This window comes from Streptomyces sp. NPDC027185 (assembly GCF_055567035.1).
This window is the reverse complement of record NZ_JBVHRF010000009.1, coordinates 89456-104502: the sequence shown is the minus strand read 5'-3', so window position 1 is coordinate 104502 and position 15047 is coordinate 89456. Positions and strand designations below refer to the sequence as shown.

Below are 15047 nucleotides of genomic sequence, written 5' to 3'. Positions count from 1 at the left end.
CACGCGCCCGCCCGCGGGCCGGGGCGTGGCAGGCGCCGCCCGCCGCCGCCATCGCCGCCACGGGGTGCCGCGGCTCTCGCGGCCTTCTCCGGCGGCCCGTCGCGTACGGGTCCTGCCGGGGCCCGTACGGGACGGCCGCCGACCGTGGGCGCGTCGCCCCCGCGAGAAGGCCGCGGAACGCTGCCCGGCCGTCGGGTCCGGCCACGGCGGGCGGTCCGGCAGCACCGGTTGGGGGCCGGGGAGGACACCTGCCGCCCCGGATCCTCAGGCATGTTTCCGGCCAGCGCCGGGCCGCCTCACCGGACGGACCGCACCGGGGTGCGCCGGCGCACGGCCCCCCTGCACCCGCCCCGTCCCCGCCCCGTACCGTTATGGCGTGTTCACGTCTCTTCTGGGTTTCACCGCCGTTGCCGCGCTGCTGACCATTTCGCCGGGGCCGGATTTCGCCGTCGTGCTGCGGACCGCGCTCGGGTCGGGGCGGCGGGCGGCGCTGTGCAGTGCGCTCGGGATCGCCGCCGGGTGCTTCGTCTGGGGGCTGGCCGGAGCGGTCGGGCTGACGGCGATGCTGTCCGCGTCCGAGGTGGCGTACGGCGTGCTGCGGGTGGCCGGGGCGCTGTATCTGATGTGGCTGGGGGTGCAGGCGCTGCGGGCCGCGCGGCGCAACCGGACCGCCCCGGGGGCGCCCGTCCCGGACGTCGCCGGGGAGGCGGTGGACGGAGCGGGCGCGGCGGGTCTCACCCCGCTGCGGGCGTTCCGCACGGGGCTGCTGACGAACGTGCTCAACCCCAAGGTCGGCGTGGTCTATCTGTCGCTGCTGCCGCAGTTCATCCCGCACGGCGCACCGGTGGTGGCCACCACCCTGCTGCTGGTGGCGGTACACGCCGCACTGGGCGTCCTGTGGCTGGGCACCCTCGCCTGCGCCGTCCACCGGGCGCGCGCCTTCTTCCACCGCCCCCGGGTACGGCGGCGGCTGGATCAGGCCACCGGCGGAGTGCTGCTCGCCCTGGGCGCGGCCACCGGGTTCGAAGCCGCCCGCTGAGCGCGGCCGACGGCGGCTCCGGCCGGTCCCGGCCGGAGTCACCACCGCGCGGAGAAGCTCAAATCCAGCTCTGAAAGCGGCGTGCACAGGGTTCGGCAGACACCACCGGGGCGAGGTACCGGTGCGTACGCAGGGCAAGGGGGAACGCATGGAACGCCTGGGAACGGGCATCGGCTGGCGGCCGGAGATCGCCACGGAGATCGCGGGGCTGGCGGGGCTGGGCTGGGTCGAGGTGATGGCCGAGAACCTCTGCCCCGGCCATCTGCCGCCGGCGCTCGACGCCCTGCGCGCCCGGGGGATGACGGTGATCCCGCACGGGGTGTCGCTGGGTCTCGGCGGCGCCGAACGACCCGACGAGGGGCGGCTCGCGGCGCTCGCCGAACGGGCGGTGGCCCTGGACGCGCCGCTGGTCACCGAGCACATCGCGTTCGTCCGCGCCGGCGGCCCGGCGACCGGCGCGCCCCGGTGGGAGGCGGGACATCTGCTGCCGGTGCCGCGCACCCGGGACGCGCTCGACGTGCTGTGCGCGAACGTCCGGATCGCGCAGGACGCACTGCCGGTACCGCTGGCCCTGGAGAACATCGCGGCGCTCCTCGCCTGGCCCGGGGAGGAGATGACCGAGGGACAGTTCCTGACCGAGCTGGTCGAACGGACCGGGGTGGGGCTGCTCATCGACGTCGCCAACCTGCACACCAACCACGTCAACCGGGGCGAGGACCCCGCCGCCGTCCTGGACGCGCTGCCGCTGGAGGCGCTCGCCTATGTGCACGTCGCGGGCGGCGTGGAGCGCGACGGCGTCTGGCACGACAGCCACGCCCATCCGGTGACCCGTCCGGTGCTGGACGTCCTCGGGGCGCTCTGCGCGCGGACGGCGCCGCCCGGGGTGCTGCTGGAGCGGGACGAGGACTTCCCCGAGGCGGGTGAGCTGGCCGGGGAGCTGACCGCGATCCGCGCGGTGCTGGAGGGGGCCCGGCATGACGCGGCGGCCTGACGGCGCCACGGACCGGGGGCGGGCACCGGCGGCCACCGGGGGCACGCCCGGCCCGGCGCACGCCCCGGCCGTCCTCGCCGATACCGGGGAGGGGCCCGGCTCCGGCGGCCGGTCCGGCTCCGTGCCCGGCTCCGGCGGCCGGTCCGGCTCCGTACCCGCCTCCGGGGCCACGCCCTCCGCCGCCACCTCCGCGAACGTCCCCGTCCCCCCGGACGCGGACGCCACCGACGCCGCCCGTGAGCGGCTGGCGCGGGCCCAGGAGAAGCTGCTGGCGGCACTGGTCGCCGGGGCGCCGCCGCCGGCGGGCTTCGACCCCGTACGGCTGGAGGTGCAGCGGCGGGCGCTGGCCGCCAAGCGGGCCACGGTGGTCGCGAAGGTCGCGCCCGAACTGCCGGAGATCCTGGGCTCGGGGTACCGCCCGGCGTTCCTCGGCTACGCGCGCGAGCGCCCGCTGACCGGCGGTCACCGGCGCGACGCCCTGGACTTCGCCGCCCATCTGCTGGCGCGGGGGCTGCCGGACGACCCCGGGGCGCGCGCCCGGCTCTCCCGGTGGTGGCAGGACCGCGCCGGCCCCCGCCCGCCCGGTACCGGCCCGCTGTCCCGGCTCTTCCGCTCCCCCCTGCTCTCCCGATTCCCGCGGGCCGCCCGGCCCGCCGCACGCCGGAGGTGACCGCCGTGTCCTTCGTTCTCTGGGCCTATCTGGTGCAGGCCCTGTCGTCCGTGGGCCTCGTCGTGGCCACCGTCCGCGGGCGGCGTCCCCGGAACAAGATCCGGCTGGTGGACGCGCCCACCCACGATGTGTGGGAGATCGCGTTCCTCGGCGGCGGTCCCGCACGCCTGGTGGACGCCGCCCTCGCCGCGCTGCACGAGGACGGCCGGGTGGCCGTCGGCGAGCCCGGGGTGGTGACCGTCCTGCGTGACGCGCCGCGCGACGCCGTCGAGGCGGCCGTGCTGCGGGCCGCGGCGGCGACGCCCGGCGGTGCGCTGGTCGCGGTGCGGCGCCGGGCGATGGCCGACCCCGCCGTCCAGCAGATCGGCGACCGGCTCGCGGAGCGCGGGCTGATGCGGCACCCCAGGAGCGGGCGGCCCGCCCGGGTCTGGGCGACCGTCCAGACGGTGGGCGTCGTGCTGCTGCTGGTGGGCGCCATGGTGGCCACCGCGACCGGGTTTCTCGACTCGGGCGCGGCCGGGATACCCACCGTGGTGGTGCTCGTGCCCGGCGCGATCGTGGCGCTGGTCGTCGCCGGGCTCTGCAAGCAGGGCGCGCGGGCCCGGCTGACCGAGGCGGGCCGGCTCGCGCTGCGCTCCGCACGGGCCGTCAACCATCCGCTCGCCGCCACCGGGGTGGTCCTCCCCGCGGCGCTCCTGGTGGCGATCGGCAGCGCCGCGCTCCTCACGGACGAGATCCTGCGGGAGCAGCTGGCCCACGCCCAGACCGCGATGGCCACGAACGCGGCGTCCTCGTCCGGCGGCGGGAGCACCTGGGTCGACCAGTCCACGCAGCCCGCCTGGTGCGGCGGCTCCGACGGCCAAGCGAGCTGCGGCGGCTCCCACCACCACGGCGGCGGCTCCTCGTGCGGCGGCGGCTCGCACCACGGGGGCTCCTCCTGCAGTTCCTCGTCCTGCGGCGGCGGGTCCTCGTGCAGCAGCGGCTCATCCTGCGGCTCCTCGTGCGGCGGCGGCTGAGCACGGACGGACCACCGGGGCGGGCGGCGGCCGGGGTGTCCGGCCGCCGCCCGCGCCGTTCCCGCACCGCCCCGGGCGCCCGGCGTACGGCGCCACGCCCGGCCCTGCACTCGTCCGGGGTACAGCGGGCAACACCGCGGCCCGGTGCTTTACTTCACCGGCCACCGCCCCAACCATCCCTTTTGTATGCACGTATGCGGTACGCGCGCGGCCGCCCGCGTGCCGGGCACGACGAAGGGACGGTCCGTGAGGGCACTCGCGTTGTACGGAACCATCGGGTCGCTCCTGCTGGGCGCCCTCGCCACCGCTCCGGCGGACGGCGCCACCGGCGCGTCCCCCGCACCACCCGCGCCCCTCGCACGCCCCCTGACCTTCGGGCGCTGCGCCCCGGTCGAGCACCTGCCGTCCGACGTCCAGTGCGCGGCCCTCACCGTCCCCCTCGACTACACCCGTCCCCGGGGCAAGCAGATCAAGCTGACGGTCAGCCGGATCCGCGCCACCGCACCCGAGGAGCGGCAGGGCGCCCTGGTCTTCAATCCGGGCGGGCCCGGCGGCTCCGCGATGTCCTTCCCGCTCTACGGGAAGCTGCCCGAGTGGCGCCGGACCGCCCGCGCCTACGACTTCGTCGGCTACGCGCCGCGCGGCGTCGGCCGGTCGGCGCCGCTGTCCTGCCAGGACCCGAAGGCGTTCGCGAAGGCCCCGACGGACAGCCAGACGTACCCCACCGAAGCCTTCAAGCGGGAGAAGACCGCGCAGGCGGCGGCGTACGCGCGCGGCTGCGCCCGGCGGGCCGGCGCCGACCTGCCCTTCTACAACTCCGTCAACAACGCCCGCGACCTCGACATGCTGCGGGCCGCGCTCGGCGAGCGGAAGCTGACGTTCATGGGCGCGTCCTACGGGACCTACTTCGGCGCCCTGTACGCCACGTTCTACCCCGGGCACGTCCGCCGGATGGTCTTCGACAGCGTCGTCGACCCCGACCCGCGGCAGATCTGGTACCGCGACAACCTCGCCCAGAACGTCGCGTTCCAGGGCCGCTGGCGCGACTGGCTGCGCTGGGTCGCCCGCCACCACACCGCCTACCACCTGGGCACCACGGAACAGGCGGTGCAACGCGCGTACGACACGGCGCGCGACCGGCTGCGGAGCCACCCGGCGGGCGGCACGGTGGGCCCAGCCCAGCTCCAGTCGGCGTTCCTGAGCACCGGCTACAACGACGCCTACTGGCCGCGCCGGGCCCAGGCCCTGTCGGCGTATCTGCGCGGCGACGACGGGCCGCTGCGCGACCAGGCGGCGCCCGACCCCGAGGACGCGGTCGCCGAGGAGAACAGCAACGCGGTCTACACCGCCGTCGAGTGCAACGACGCGGTCTGGCCGCGCGATCTGCGCGTCTGGGACCGCGACAACACCGAGGGCGCGCGGGTGGCACCGTTCCAGACCTGGGACAACGCCTGGATGAACCTGCCGTGCGCGTTCTGGCCGGACGCCGCGCGGTCGGCGCGTGCCGGACTGACCGCCGCGACCGAACGCACCGCGGCCCGCGCCGCGACGGGCGCCCCCGGGGCGGACGGCGGGATCGGCGAGGCCGCCCGGTACGCCGCGGCCGTCCGCGCGGCGCAGGCGCTGCCCGGAGGGCACGGCCCGGTCGACGTGCGTACGGCACCGGGCGCGCTGCCGCCGGTCCTGCTGCTGGCCGCCGAACGCGACGGTGCCACGCCCTACCCGGGCGCCCTCGCCCTCCAGGGGCGGCTGGCCGGCTCGTCCCTGGTCACCGAGCGGGGCGCCGGCACCCACGGCATCGCGTACGGCCCCAACGCCTGCGTGAACGCGCATGTGGAGGCGTATCTGCTGCACGGCACCGTCCCCGGGCACCGGGTGTACTGCGCGCCGCGCGCCGAGCCGAAGCCGGGCGACCGGGCGCGGACCCGCAAGCGCGCTGCCGCGCCCCAAGGCACGGCGGCCCGCCCGTAGGCGCACCGGACACGACGACGGCGGGCCGCCCCGGGTGGGGCGGCCCGCCGTCGTGGTGCGCGGGGCGGCCGGATCAGGCCAGACCGGCGACCAGTTCCGCGACCGGCTTGCGGCGACCGGTGTAGAACGGCACCTCCTCGCGGACGTGCAGCCGCGCCTCGGAGGCGCGCAGGTGCCGCATGAGGTCGACGATGCGGTACAGGTCGTCCGCCTCGAACGCCAGGATCCACTCGTAGTCGCCGAGCGAGAACGACGGCACGGTGTTGGCACGGACGTCCGGGAAGCCGCGGGCCATCTTGCCGTGGTCGGCGAGCATCTTGCGGCGCTCGTCGTCGGGGAGCAGGTACCACTCGTAGGAGCGGACGAACGGGTAGACGCTGACGTAGTCGCGGGGGCGCTCGTCGGCGAGGAACGCCGGGATGTGCGACTTGTTGAACTCGGCGGGGCGGTGCAGCGCCATGTTGGACCACACCGGGGTGAGGGCGCGGCCCAGGCGGGTGCGGCGGAAGAGGTTGAACGCCTCCTGGAGGGCGTCCGAACTCTCCGAGTGCCACCAGATCATCACGTCGGCGTCGGCGCGCAGCCCGGAGACGTCGTACGTACCACGGACCACGACGTCCTTGGCGGCGAGCTGCTCGAACAGCTCCTCGACCTCGTCGGCGTACCCGCCGCGGTCCTCGGGGAGGACGTCCCGCAGCCGGAAGACCGACCACAGGGTGTAGCGGATGGTGTCGTTGAGGTCCTTCGCCTTCTTGCCGGCGTTCTGTGCCCGGTCGGCGGCGGGGGTGGAAGCGTCTGTCATACCGACCATTCTCACTCGGCTGCGGAGAAGTCCGGCGCCCGGGTCTCCAGGCCCGCGAGGATCTCGTCGGCGGCCCGCCGCGCCGAGGCGACGCACGCCGGGATGCCGACGCCGTCGTAGGCCGCGCCGCAGACCCGCAGCGCCCCGGGGAGCACCGCGCGGATCCGGGCGACGCGGTCCGGATGGCCGACGAAGTACTGCGGCAGACCGCCCTCCCAGCGGGTGACGGCGGACGCCACCGGGCGGGCGGCGAGGCCGGTGGCCGCGCCGAGGTCGGCGAGGGAGAGCTCCACCAGCTCGGCGTCGTCACGGCTCAGCAGCGCGTCGTCGCCGTAGCGGCCGACGGAGGTGCGCAGGACGAACAGCTCCGGGTCGGCGTCGGCGATCCACCCCCACTTGCGGCTGGCGAACGTCGCCGCCTTGATGCGGCGCCCGTCGACCGGCGGGACGAGGAAGCCGCTGCCCTCCGGCATGCCCGCCAGGTCGGCGCGGCGGAAGGCCATCGTGATCAGCGCCATCGAGGCGGATTCGACGGTGTCCAGCTCGGTGGCGGCCGCCGGGCAGTCGTCCCGCAGCAGCCGCGCCGCGGGCCCGGCGGGCGCCGCCAGGACCACCGCGTCCGCCGCGAGCGTGCGCTCACCGGTCACGACGTGCCAGCCGCCGGCGCCGCGCCGGCGCAGCGCGCGGACCGGGGCATGCAGCACGATCTCGCCGCCGGCGGCGCGCACCGCACCGGCGACGGCACCGGGCAGGGTGCCGATACCGCCGTCGATGCCCATGAACACCGGCCGGTCGGCGGGCAGCTCCCGGGCCGCCTCGGCGGCGCGCTCCTGGAGGGCGCGGACCCCGGCGGTCAGCGACCGCGTCGAGCGGACCGCCTCGAAGAGCTGCGGGACGGCGGCGCGCATCGAGATGCGGTAGGCGTCGCCCGCGTAGACGCCGCCGAGCAGCGGCTCCACGAGCCGGTCGACGACCTCGCGGCCGAGCCGTTCGGCGACGTACGCGCCGACCGCGACGTCCTCGCCGACGGCGGTGCGCTCCAGGGTCGTGTCGGCGGCGATGCGGTCGAGGCCCTCGGGCGAGAGCACACCGGAGGCGGCGAGCGGGGCGAGGTCCCCGGGGACGCCCATGACGTGGCCCTTGGGCATGGGGCGCAGCGCCCCGCGCGTCCAGAGGGTGGCGGAGGCGGTGGCGGGTGGCCGGAGGCGGTCGCCGAGGCCGACGGCGCGGGCGAGGTCCACGCCCTCGGGCCGCCGCGCCAGCATCGACTCGGCGCCCAGGTCGACCGGTACGCCGGCGATCTCCCCGGCCCGCAGCTTGCCGCCGAGCCGCCCGGACGCCTCCAGGACGGTCACCCGGGCGCCGCCTTCGAGGAGGCGGTGCGCCGCGGCGAGGCCGGCGATCCCGCCACCGATGACGACCACATGGCGGCCGGCGGTCCGGCCCGTACTGGTGTGCGCTGCGCTCATGCCCCCACTCTCTCAGAGCGCTCCGGGACGTTGGCCGAGGACCACGTTGACAGGGCCCGGGGCCCGGCAAAGACTCGGGCGGGCGGCGGCCGGCGCCCGCCCGCGCCGCAGCCGCACCGCCCAGCTCGCGCGCCCGGACGGCCCGGCCCCGGCTCCCCCGGCCACCCCACACAGCGAGGAAGTCCTGATGACCGAGCACCGCGCACGGGACGTCTACGTCGTCGACGCCGTACGGACCCCGGTCGGCAAATACGGCGGCGCGCTCGCGGGCGTCCGCCCCGACGATCTCGCCGCGCACGTCCTGGGGGCGCTGGTGGCGCGCAGCCCCGAACTGGATCCGGCGCTCATCGACGACGTCGTCCTGGGCGACGCGAACGGCGCCGGGGAGGACAACCGCAACGTCGCCCGGATGGCGGTGCTGCTGGCCGGGCTGCCCGACACGGTGCCCGGGGTGACGGTCAACCGGCTGTGCGGGTCCGGTCTGGAGGCCGTCATCCAGGCGGCGCGGGCCATCGCGCACGGTGACGCGCACCTGGCCGTCGCGGGCGGGGTGGAGTCGATGAGCCGGGCGCCGTACGTCCTGGCCAAACCGGACCGCGGCTTCCCGACGGGCCATCAGGAGCTGTACTCCACGACGCTGGGCTGGCGGATGGTCAACCCGCGGATGCGGCCGGAGTGGACGCTCTCGCTGGGCGAGGGCGCCGAGAAGATCGCCGAGCTGCATGGCATCACCCGGGAGCAGCAGGACGTGTTCGCACTGGCCAGCCATCAGAAGGCGAGCCGCGCCTGGCGCGAGGGGCACTACGCCGCGGAGGTGGCGCCGCTGCCCGGGGTGGAGCTGAAGCGCGACGAGACGATCCGGGAGGCGTCCTCCCTGGAGGCGCTGTCCCGGCTGAAGCCGGTGTTCCGCCGCACCGGCGGGACGGTCACCGCCGGGAACTCCTCGCCGATCGGTGACGGCGCGGCGGCGCTGCTCCTCGCCGACGAGGAGGGGCTGCGGGCCACCGGACGCGAACCCCTGGCCCGGATCGGCGCGAGCGCGGTGACGGGCGTCGAGCCGCAGTTCTACGGGCTGGGCCCGGTCGCCGCGGTACGCCGGGCCCTGGAGCGCGCCGGGCGCGGCTTCGGCGACCTGACCGTCCTCGAACTGAACGAGGCGTTCGCCGCGCAGGCCCTGGGCTGCATCGGCCGCTGGCCGGAGCTGGACCCCACCGTCGTCAACCCGCGCGGCGGCGCCCTCGCGATCGGCCATCCCCTGGGTGCCTCGGGCGCCCGGCTGGCCGGCGCCGTCGCTCACCAACTCGCCGCCCACGGCTCCGGCACGGGCCTGGCGGCGCTCTGCATCGGCGTGGGGCAGGGGCTGGCGCTCGTCCTGGAACGGTGAGGGGCGGGCGGTCGCGGCGGTCCCACCGCCCCGCGCTGCCCGCCGTTGTCAGTACCGCGCCGTAGCCTGCTGGGGTGTGGGCTCGTGCGGGTGTGCCGCGGCGGGCAGGGCGGACGGCGTGAGGGGCTCGGGATGGCGGAACGGCTCGTGGTCATCGGCGGCGACGCGGCGGGCATGGCCGCCGCCTCGCAGGCCCGGCGGCTGAAGGACCCCGGTGAGCTGGCGATCACCGCGTTCGAGCGCGGCCACTTCACGTCGTACTCGGCGTGCGGCATCCCGTACTGGATCGGCGGCGCGGTCGACGGGCCGGCGGGGCTGATCGCCCGGACGCCCGAGGAGCACCGGGCGCGCGCCATCGACCTGCGGATGCGCACCGAGGTGACCGAACTGGACCTGGCGCGGGGCCGGGTGCGCTCCCGGGCGCTGGACGACGGCGGGCGCGAGAGCTGGACGGAGTTCGACAAGCTGGTGCTGGCCACCGGCGCCCGGCCGCTGCGCCCGCCGCTGCCCGGTATCGAGGCACGCGGGGTGCACGGCGTGCAGACCCTCGACGACGGCCGCGCGCTGATCGACGCCCTCGGCGCGTCCCCGGGCCGCCGCGCCGTGGTGATCGGCGCCGGGTACATCGGCGTGGAGATGGCCGAGGCGCTGGTCCGCCGGGACTACGCGGTGACGGTGCTCGACAGGGGCGAGCAGCCGATGTCCACACTCGATCCGGACATGGGCGCGCGGGTGTACGAGGCGATGTGCGGCCTCGGCATCGAGACGGTGCGCGGTGCGGCCGTCACCGCCGTCCTGACCGACGCCGAGGGCCGTGCCCGCGCGGTGGCCACGAAGGACGCGGAGTATCCGGCGGACGTGGTCGTGCTGGGGACGGGCGTCCGTCCGGAGACGGCGCTGGCCGAGGCGGCGGGGCTGCCGCTCGGGGATTCCGGCGGGCTGCTGACGGACCTGTCGATGCGGGTGCGCGGCCAGGAGAACATCTGGGCGGGCGGCGACTGCGTCGAGGTCCTCGACCTGGTGGCGGGCCACACCCGCCATCTCCCGCTCGGCACCCACGCCAACAAACACGGCCAGGTCATCGGCGCCAACGTCGCGGGCGGGTACGCCACCTTCCCCGGGGTGGTGGGCACCGCCGTCAGCAAGGTCTGCGATCTGGAGATCGCCCGCACCGGCCTCCTGGAGCGCCAGGCCCGCGCGGTGGGGCTGGAGTTCGTGACGGCGACCATCGAGTCGACCAACCACGCCGGGTACTACCCCGGGGCCCGGCCGATGCACGTCAAGATGCTCGCCGAGCGGCGTACGGGGCGGCTGCTGGGCGTGCAGATCGTCGGCCGGGAGGGCGCCGGGAAGCGGGTGGACATCGCGGCGGTCGCGCTGACCGCCGGGATGACGGTGGAGCAGATGACCATGCTCGATCTGGGCTACGCGCCGCCGTTCTCCCCGGTCTGGGATCCGGTGCTGGTCGCCGCCCGCAAGGCGACGGCGGCGGTCCGGGCCGCCGGGGTGTGACGCCCCGGCGGCCGGCCGCGGCGGCTCAGCGCGCGGTCTGCGTGTGGACGTACTCGACGAGGCGGGTCAGCGCGTCCGGGTCGGTGGCGGGCAGCACGCCGTGGCCGAGGTTGAAGATGTGGCCGTCCAGCCCGGCGGCCGCGTCCAGCACCTCGCGCGCCTTGGTTTCCACCGCCTCGCGCGGGGCGAAGAGCACGGCCGGGTCGAGGTTGCCCTGGAGCGCCTTGCCGGGGCCGACCCGCCGGGCCGCCTCGTCCAGCGGCACCCGCCAGTCGACGCCGACGACGTCCGCGCCCGCCTCGCCGACCAGGCGCAGCAGCTCACCAGTGCCGACGCCGAAGTGGATCCGCGGCACGCCGTGGTGCGCGACCGCCTCGAAGACCTTCGCGGAGGCGGGCATCACCGAGCGCCGGTAGTCGGCGGGCGACAGCGCGCCGACCCAGGAGTCGAAGAGCTGCACGGCGCTCGCCCCGGCCTCGATCTGCACGTCGAGGAAGGTGGAGGTGATCACGGCGAGGCGGTCCAGCAGATCGGCCCAGAGCTGCGGGTCGCCGTACATCAGCGCCTTGGTGTGCTCGTGGTTGCGGGACGGCCCGCCCTCGACGAGGTAGCTGGCGAGCGTGAACGGCGCACCGGCGAAGCCGATGAGCGGCGTGGACCCCAGCTCCTCGACGAGCATCCGCACCGCCTCGGTGACGTACGCGACGTCGCCGGGCTCCAGCGGACGGAGCCGGTCCAGGTCGGCCCGGGTGCGGATCGGGTTCTCGACGACGGGGCCGACGCCCGGCTTGATGTCGAGGTCGATGCCGATGGCCTTGAGCGGCACGACGATGTCGCTGAAGTAGATGGCGGCGTCGACGCCGTGGCGGCGCACCGGCTGGAGGGTGATCTCCGTGACCAGTTCGGGCCGCATGCAGGAGTCGAGCATCGCGATGCCCTTGCGGACCTTGTGGTACTCGGGCAGCGACCGCCCCGCCTGCCGCATGAACCACACCGGGGTGTGCGGCACCGGCTCGCGCCGGCAGGCCCTGAGGAAGGCCGAGTCGTACGTTCCGGTCTGCTGCTGGCCCGTCGGGCGGTCGTTGGCGCTCACGGTGGGAATCTTCGCATGCGCCGCCGGACACCTCCGAACGGGCGACGCGCGCACCGGGTGTCCTCCCCCTCCGCGGCGCGAGTTCCGCCTACTCTTCCGGGCATGGCTGCGGCGTACGAACACCTCTCGGACAGCGCGGACGAGACCCCGATCCCCTTCCGTCGCGCGGTCGAGTCGCTCCGCGCGGCCCGGCTGCGTCCCGAGATCGTCCTCGACGTGGTCCCCGCGCCGAAACGGCTCGCGCCGTACGCCGGCGCGCTGGAGGCCACGGTGGTCGAGCGGGGCGCGGGCCCGGACGGCGAGGACGCGGATCTGGCGGACGGGCGGCTGGTGCTGCTGCACCACCCCGCCGGGCACGAGGCGTGGCAGGGCACGTTCCGCATCGTGACGCTGGCGCGGGCGGAGCTGGAGCCGGAGATGGGCACCGATCCGCTGCTGCCCGAGGTCTCCTGGTCGTGGCTGACCGGCGCGCTGGACGCCCGCGGGGTGCGCTACGGCGAGGCGAGCGGGACGGTGACGCGGGCCGAGTCGCACCACTTCGGCGGTCTGGCGGCGCGGGAGCCCGCCACCCAGATCGAGATCCGCGCGTCGTGGACCCCGGCCGAGGGCCCCGGCGGGGTGCCCGACGCGGGCGCGCACCTCGCGGCCTGGTGCGATCTGCTGTGCCAGGTCGCCGGGCTGCCCCCGGCGCCGCAGGAGTCCGGTCCGCGCGGCGGTGTGGTGCCGCTGCCGCAGCGCCGGGGGGCCCAGCCGCGCTGAGCCTCCGGTGCCGGACCGGCACCACCGTCCCCGGAGCCGAGGGCGCCGCACCGTACGGGTGCGGCGCCCTCGGCACGTCCGCGTGCGTACACCATCCCGGCGCTCCCGGCTGCGGGAACACGTGCGCCGTTGATCACCCCGGTGTTCACGTATGATCGCTCACGCATCCGATTTGCCCGAATTAGCACCAACTAAATCGTGATCAATGTCTAAAGTCCCCTCGGATTGCTGCCGAAGAGGTCAGTGACCCTTCAGATACGGAACGTCCCGGCTCGCCCCTTGCAGCCCGGTCGCAACCGTCCCGCCACTCCCCCAGGAGGCCCGGTGTCTGTTCTCCTCGAGCAACCTTCGAGCCTGGTCGCCTACCGCCCGAACAAGCCGACGGCCATGGTCGTCGTGGCCGACCCTCGCGTCCGCTCCACCGTCACCCGCCATCTGTGGGCCCTCGGAGTACGGGACGTGATCGAGGCGTCGTCGATCGCGGAGGCCCGCCCCCGCGTCGGCAACCCACGCGACATCTGCGTTGCCGACGTCCACCTGCCCGACGGCTCCGGCCTGACCCTGCTGTCCGAGACCCGCGCCGCGGGCTGGCCCAACGGCCTGGCGCTCTCCGCCGCCGACGACATCGGCGCGGTACGCAACGCCCTCGCCGGCGGGGTCAAGGGCTACGTCGTCACCGGCACCCGTACCAACCTCGGCCTGCCGGGCCGTCCGGGAGCCGCACCCATCGGCGCCCACGCCGCCCGTATGCAGCGCCGCCCGCCGGGCGCCCCGGGCCACCCGGGCGGCTACCGCGAACTGTCGGGCCGCGAGGTCGAGGTGCTGCGGCTGGTGGCGGAGGGCCAGTCCAACAAGGCGATCGGCGTGTCGATGGGGCTGTCCGCCCTGACCGTCAAGAGCCACCTCGCCCGTATCGCCCGCAAGCTCGGCACCGGCGACCGGGCCGGAATGGTGGCCGTGGCGCTGCGCACCGGCATCATCCACTGACCCGCGCCCCGACACATCGCCCGCCGAGGGAACGTTCCCCTCGACGGGCGATGCGCATACACAGATACCCTTGACCGGTGACCGACGCCCAAAAGACCGCAGCAGACACGACACTGCGAGCAGCCGGAGACTCGCCTCCGGATGACCGACCGGCGCCGGAACCCTTGTTGGAGCCCCGCGAGGGCATCCCCCCGGTGACCGCGACCGACGACGCCCTCGCCGAGGTCGTCGCCGCCCTCGCGGCGGGCACCGGCCCCCTTGCCGTCGACGCCGAGCGCGCCTCCGGCTACCGCTACGGCCAGCGCGCCTACCTCGTCCAGCTGCGTCGGCAGGGCGCCGGCAGCGTACTGATCGACCCGGTCGGCTGTCCGGACCTCAGCTCGCTCGGCGCCGCCGTCGCCGGCACCGAGTGGGTGCTGCACGCCGCCACCCAGGACCTGCCGTGCCTGCGCGACATAGGGATGGTGCCGACCCGGCTGTTCGACACGGAGCTGGCGGGCCGCCTCGCCGGCTTCGCGCGGGTGGGGCTGGGCGCGATGGTCGAGAACGTCCTCGGCTACGCGCTGGAGAAGGGCCACTCCGCCGTCGACTGGTCGACCCGCCCGCTGCCCGATCCCTGGCTGCGCTACGCCGCGCTCGACGTCGAACTGCTGGTGGATCTGCGCGACGCGCTGGAGGCGGAGCTGGACGGGCAGGGGAAGCTGGAGTGGGCCCGGCAGGAGTTCGCCGCCATCGCCGCCGCGCCCCCGGCCCCGCCGCGCAAGGACCCCTGGCGCCGCACCTCCGGGATGCACAAGGTGCGCCGGCGCCGGCAGATGGCCGTCGTCCGCGAGCTGTGGACGGCCCGCGACCGTGTCGCGCAGAAGCGGGACGTCTCCCCGGGCAAGGTCCTCGGTGACGCGGCGATCGTGGAGGCGGCGCTGAACCTCCCGCCCAACGCCCACGCGCTGGCCGCGCTGCCCGGCTTCGGGCACCGTATGGGCCGCCGTCAGCTGGAGCAGTGGCAGGCGGCCGTGGACCGGGCGCGGGCGCTGCCGGACAGTGAGCTGCCGCAGCCCGGCGCGCCGCTCAACGGCCCGCCCCCGCCCCGCGCCTGGGCCGACAAGGACCCGGTGGCCGCGGCGCGGCTCTCGGCGGCGCGTACCGCGGTGACCGCGCTGGCGGAGGAGCTGAACCTCCCGCAGGAGAACCTGATCACGCCCGACACGGTGCGCCGGGTGTGCTGGGAGCCGCCCGCCGAGCCGACCGGGGAGGCGGTGTCCGCCGCCCTGGCCGGGCACGGCGCGCGCCCCTGGCAGATCGAGCTGGTCGCCCCGCTGCTCACCGCGGCGCTCGCCGCGCACCAGGACTGACG

The 15047-nt window shown here is 75.9% G+C and carries 11 protein-coding genes and 1 pseudogene; 9 read left to right on the top strand and 3 right to left on the bottom strand.

What is annotated here, in order from left to right:
- Positions 1 to 376: 376 nt before the first annotated feature.
- The 4 genes and pseudogenes from ACZ4M8_RS26585 to ACZ4M8_RS26570 all read left to right on the top strand — a co-directional run bounded on the left by ACZ4M8_RS26585 (position 377) and on the right by ACZ4M8_RS26570 (position 5687).
- Entirely contained in the window at positions 377 to 1039 is a 663-nt protein-coding gene (locus tag ACZ4M8_RS26585; protein WP_467611474.1) for a LysE family translocator, read from the top strand.
- Positions 1040 to 1187: 148 nt separating this feature from the next.
- Positions 1188 to 2700: pseudogene (locus tag ACZ4M8_RS26580) on the top strand (MbnB/TglH/ChrH family RiPP precursor modification enzyme).
- Positions 2701 to 2705: 5 nt separating this feature from the next.
- A complete protein-coding gene (locus ACZ4M8_RS26575) occupies positions 2706 to 3716 on the top strand; it encodes a TIGR04222 domain-containing membrane protein (protein WP_467611472.1) in 1011 nt (336 codons plus the stop codon).
- 246 nt (positions 3717 to 3962) lie between these two features.
- Positions 3963 to 5687: an alpha/beta hydrolase gene (locus ACZ4M8_RS26570; protein WP_467611470.1), complete on the top strand. Its 1725-nt coding sequence runs from the start codon at positions 3963 to 3965 to the stop codon at positions 5685 to 5687.
- A gap of 73 nt (positions 5688 to 5760) precedes the next feature.
- Here ACZ4M8_RS26570 and hemQ read toward each other — a convergent pair whose 3' ends face one another.
- Positions 5761 to 6489 carry a hydrogen peroxide-dependent heme synthase gene (gene hemQ, locus ACZ4M8_RS26565; RefSeq protein ID WP_399084356.1) on the bottom strand — a complete coding sequence of 243 codons (729 nt, stop codon included), beginning with the start codon at positions 6487 to 6489 and terminating at the stop codon, positions 5761 to 5763.
- Between the two features lie 11 nt (positions 6490 to 6500).
- Positions 6501 to 7958 carry a protoporphyrinogen oxidase gene (hemG, locus tag ACZ4M8_RS26560; RefSeq protein ID WP_467611468.1) on the bottom strand — a complete coding sequence of 486 codons (1458 nt, stop codon included), beginning with the start codon at positions 7956 to 7958 and terminating at the stop codon, positions 6501 to 6503.
- 187 nt (positions 7959 to 8145) lie between these two features.
- On the opposite strand from hemG, the gene ACZ4M8_RS26555 reads away from it, so the two are divergent.
- On the top strand, positions 8146 to 9342 hold the full coding sequence (locus ACZ4M8_RS26555) for a thiolase family protein (protein ID WP_467611466.1): 1197 nt from the start codon (positions 8146 to 8148) through the stop codon (positions 9340 to 9342).
- A gap of 132 nt (positions 9343 to 9474) precedes the next feature.
- The gene (locus ACZ4M8_RS26550) at positions 9475 to 10854 is read left to right on the top strand and encodes an FAD-dependent oxidoreductase (RefSeq protein ID WP_467611464.1); all 1380 of its coding nucleotides are present in this window, start codon (positions 9475 to 9477) and stop codon (positions 10852 to 10854) included.
- Between the two features lie 25 nt (positions 10855 to 10879).
- Here the strand turns inward: ACZ4M8_RS26550 and hemE are convergent, their stop codons facing one another.
- Positions 10880 to 11947 (bottom strand): uroporphyrinogen decarboxylase, encoded by a 1068-nt coding sequence (gene hemE, locus ACZ4M8_RS26545; RefSeq protein WP_467611462.1) that lies wholly within the window; start codon positions 11945 to 11947, stop codon positions 10880 to 10882.
- Positions 11948 to 12049: 102 nt separating this feature from the next.
- Here hemE and ACZ4M8_RS26540 point away from each other — a divergent pair, with 102 nt between their 5' ends.
- From ACZ4M8_RS26540 to ACZ4M8_RS26530, 3 genes are all read left to right on the top strand, one after another.
- Entirely contained in the window at positions 12050 to 12706 is a 657-nt protein-coding gene (locus ACZ4M8_RS26540; protein WP_467611460.1) for a DUF3000 domain-containing protein, read from the top strand.
- Positions 12707 to 13030: 324 nt separating this feature from the next.
- Positions 13031 to 13693, top strand: a complete 663-nt coding sequence (locus tag ACZ4M8_RS26535) for a response regulator transcription factor (protein WP_030279967.1) — start codon at positions 13031 to 13033, stop codon at positions 13691 to 13693.
- Between the two features lie 77 nt (positions 13694 to 13770).
- On the top strand, positions 13771 to 15045 hold the full coding sequence (locus tag ACZ4M8_RS26530) for an HRDC domain-containing protein (RefSeq protein ID WP_467611458.1): 1275 nt from the start codon (positions 13771 to 13773) through the stop codon (positions 15043 to 15045).
- Positions 15046 to 15047 lie beyond the last annotated feature (2 nt).

Excerpts from the sequence above, each read along its gene's own strand:
- hemQ (WP_399084356.1), bottom strand. The coding sequence starts at position 6,489 with ATGACAGACGCTTCCACCCCCGCCGCCGACCGGGCACAGAACGCCGGC.
- hemG (WP_467611468.1), bottom strand. The coding sequence starts at position 7,958 with ATGAGCGCAGCGCACACCAGTACGGGCCGGACCGCCGGCCGCCATGTG.
- ACZ4M8_RS26555 (WP_467611466.1), top strand. The coding sequence starts at position 8,146 with ATGACCGAGCACCGCGCACGGGACGTCTACGTCGTCGACGCCGTACGG.
- ACZ4M8_RS26550 (WP_467611464.1), top strand. The coding sequence starts at position 9,475 with ATGGCGGAACGGCTCGTGGTCATCGGCGGCGACGCGGCGGGCATGGCC.
- ACZ4M8_RS26540 (WP_467611460.1), top strand. The coding sequence starts at position 12,050 with ATGGCTGCGGCGTACGAACACCTCTCGGACAGCGCGGACGAGACCCCG.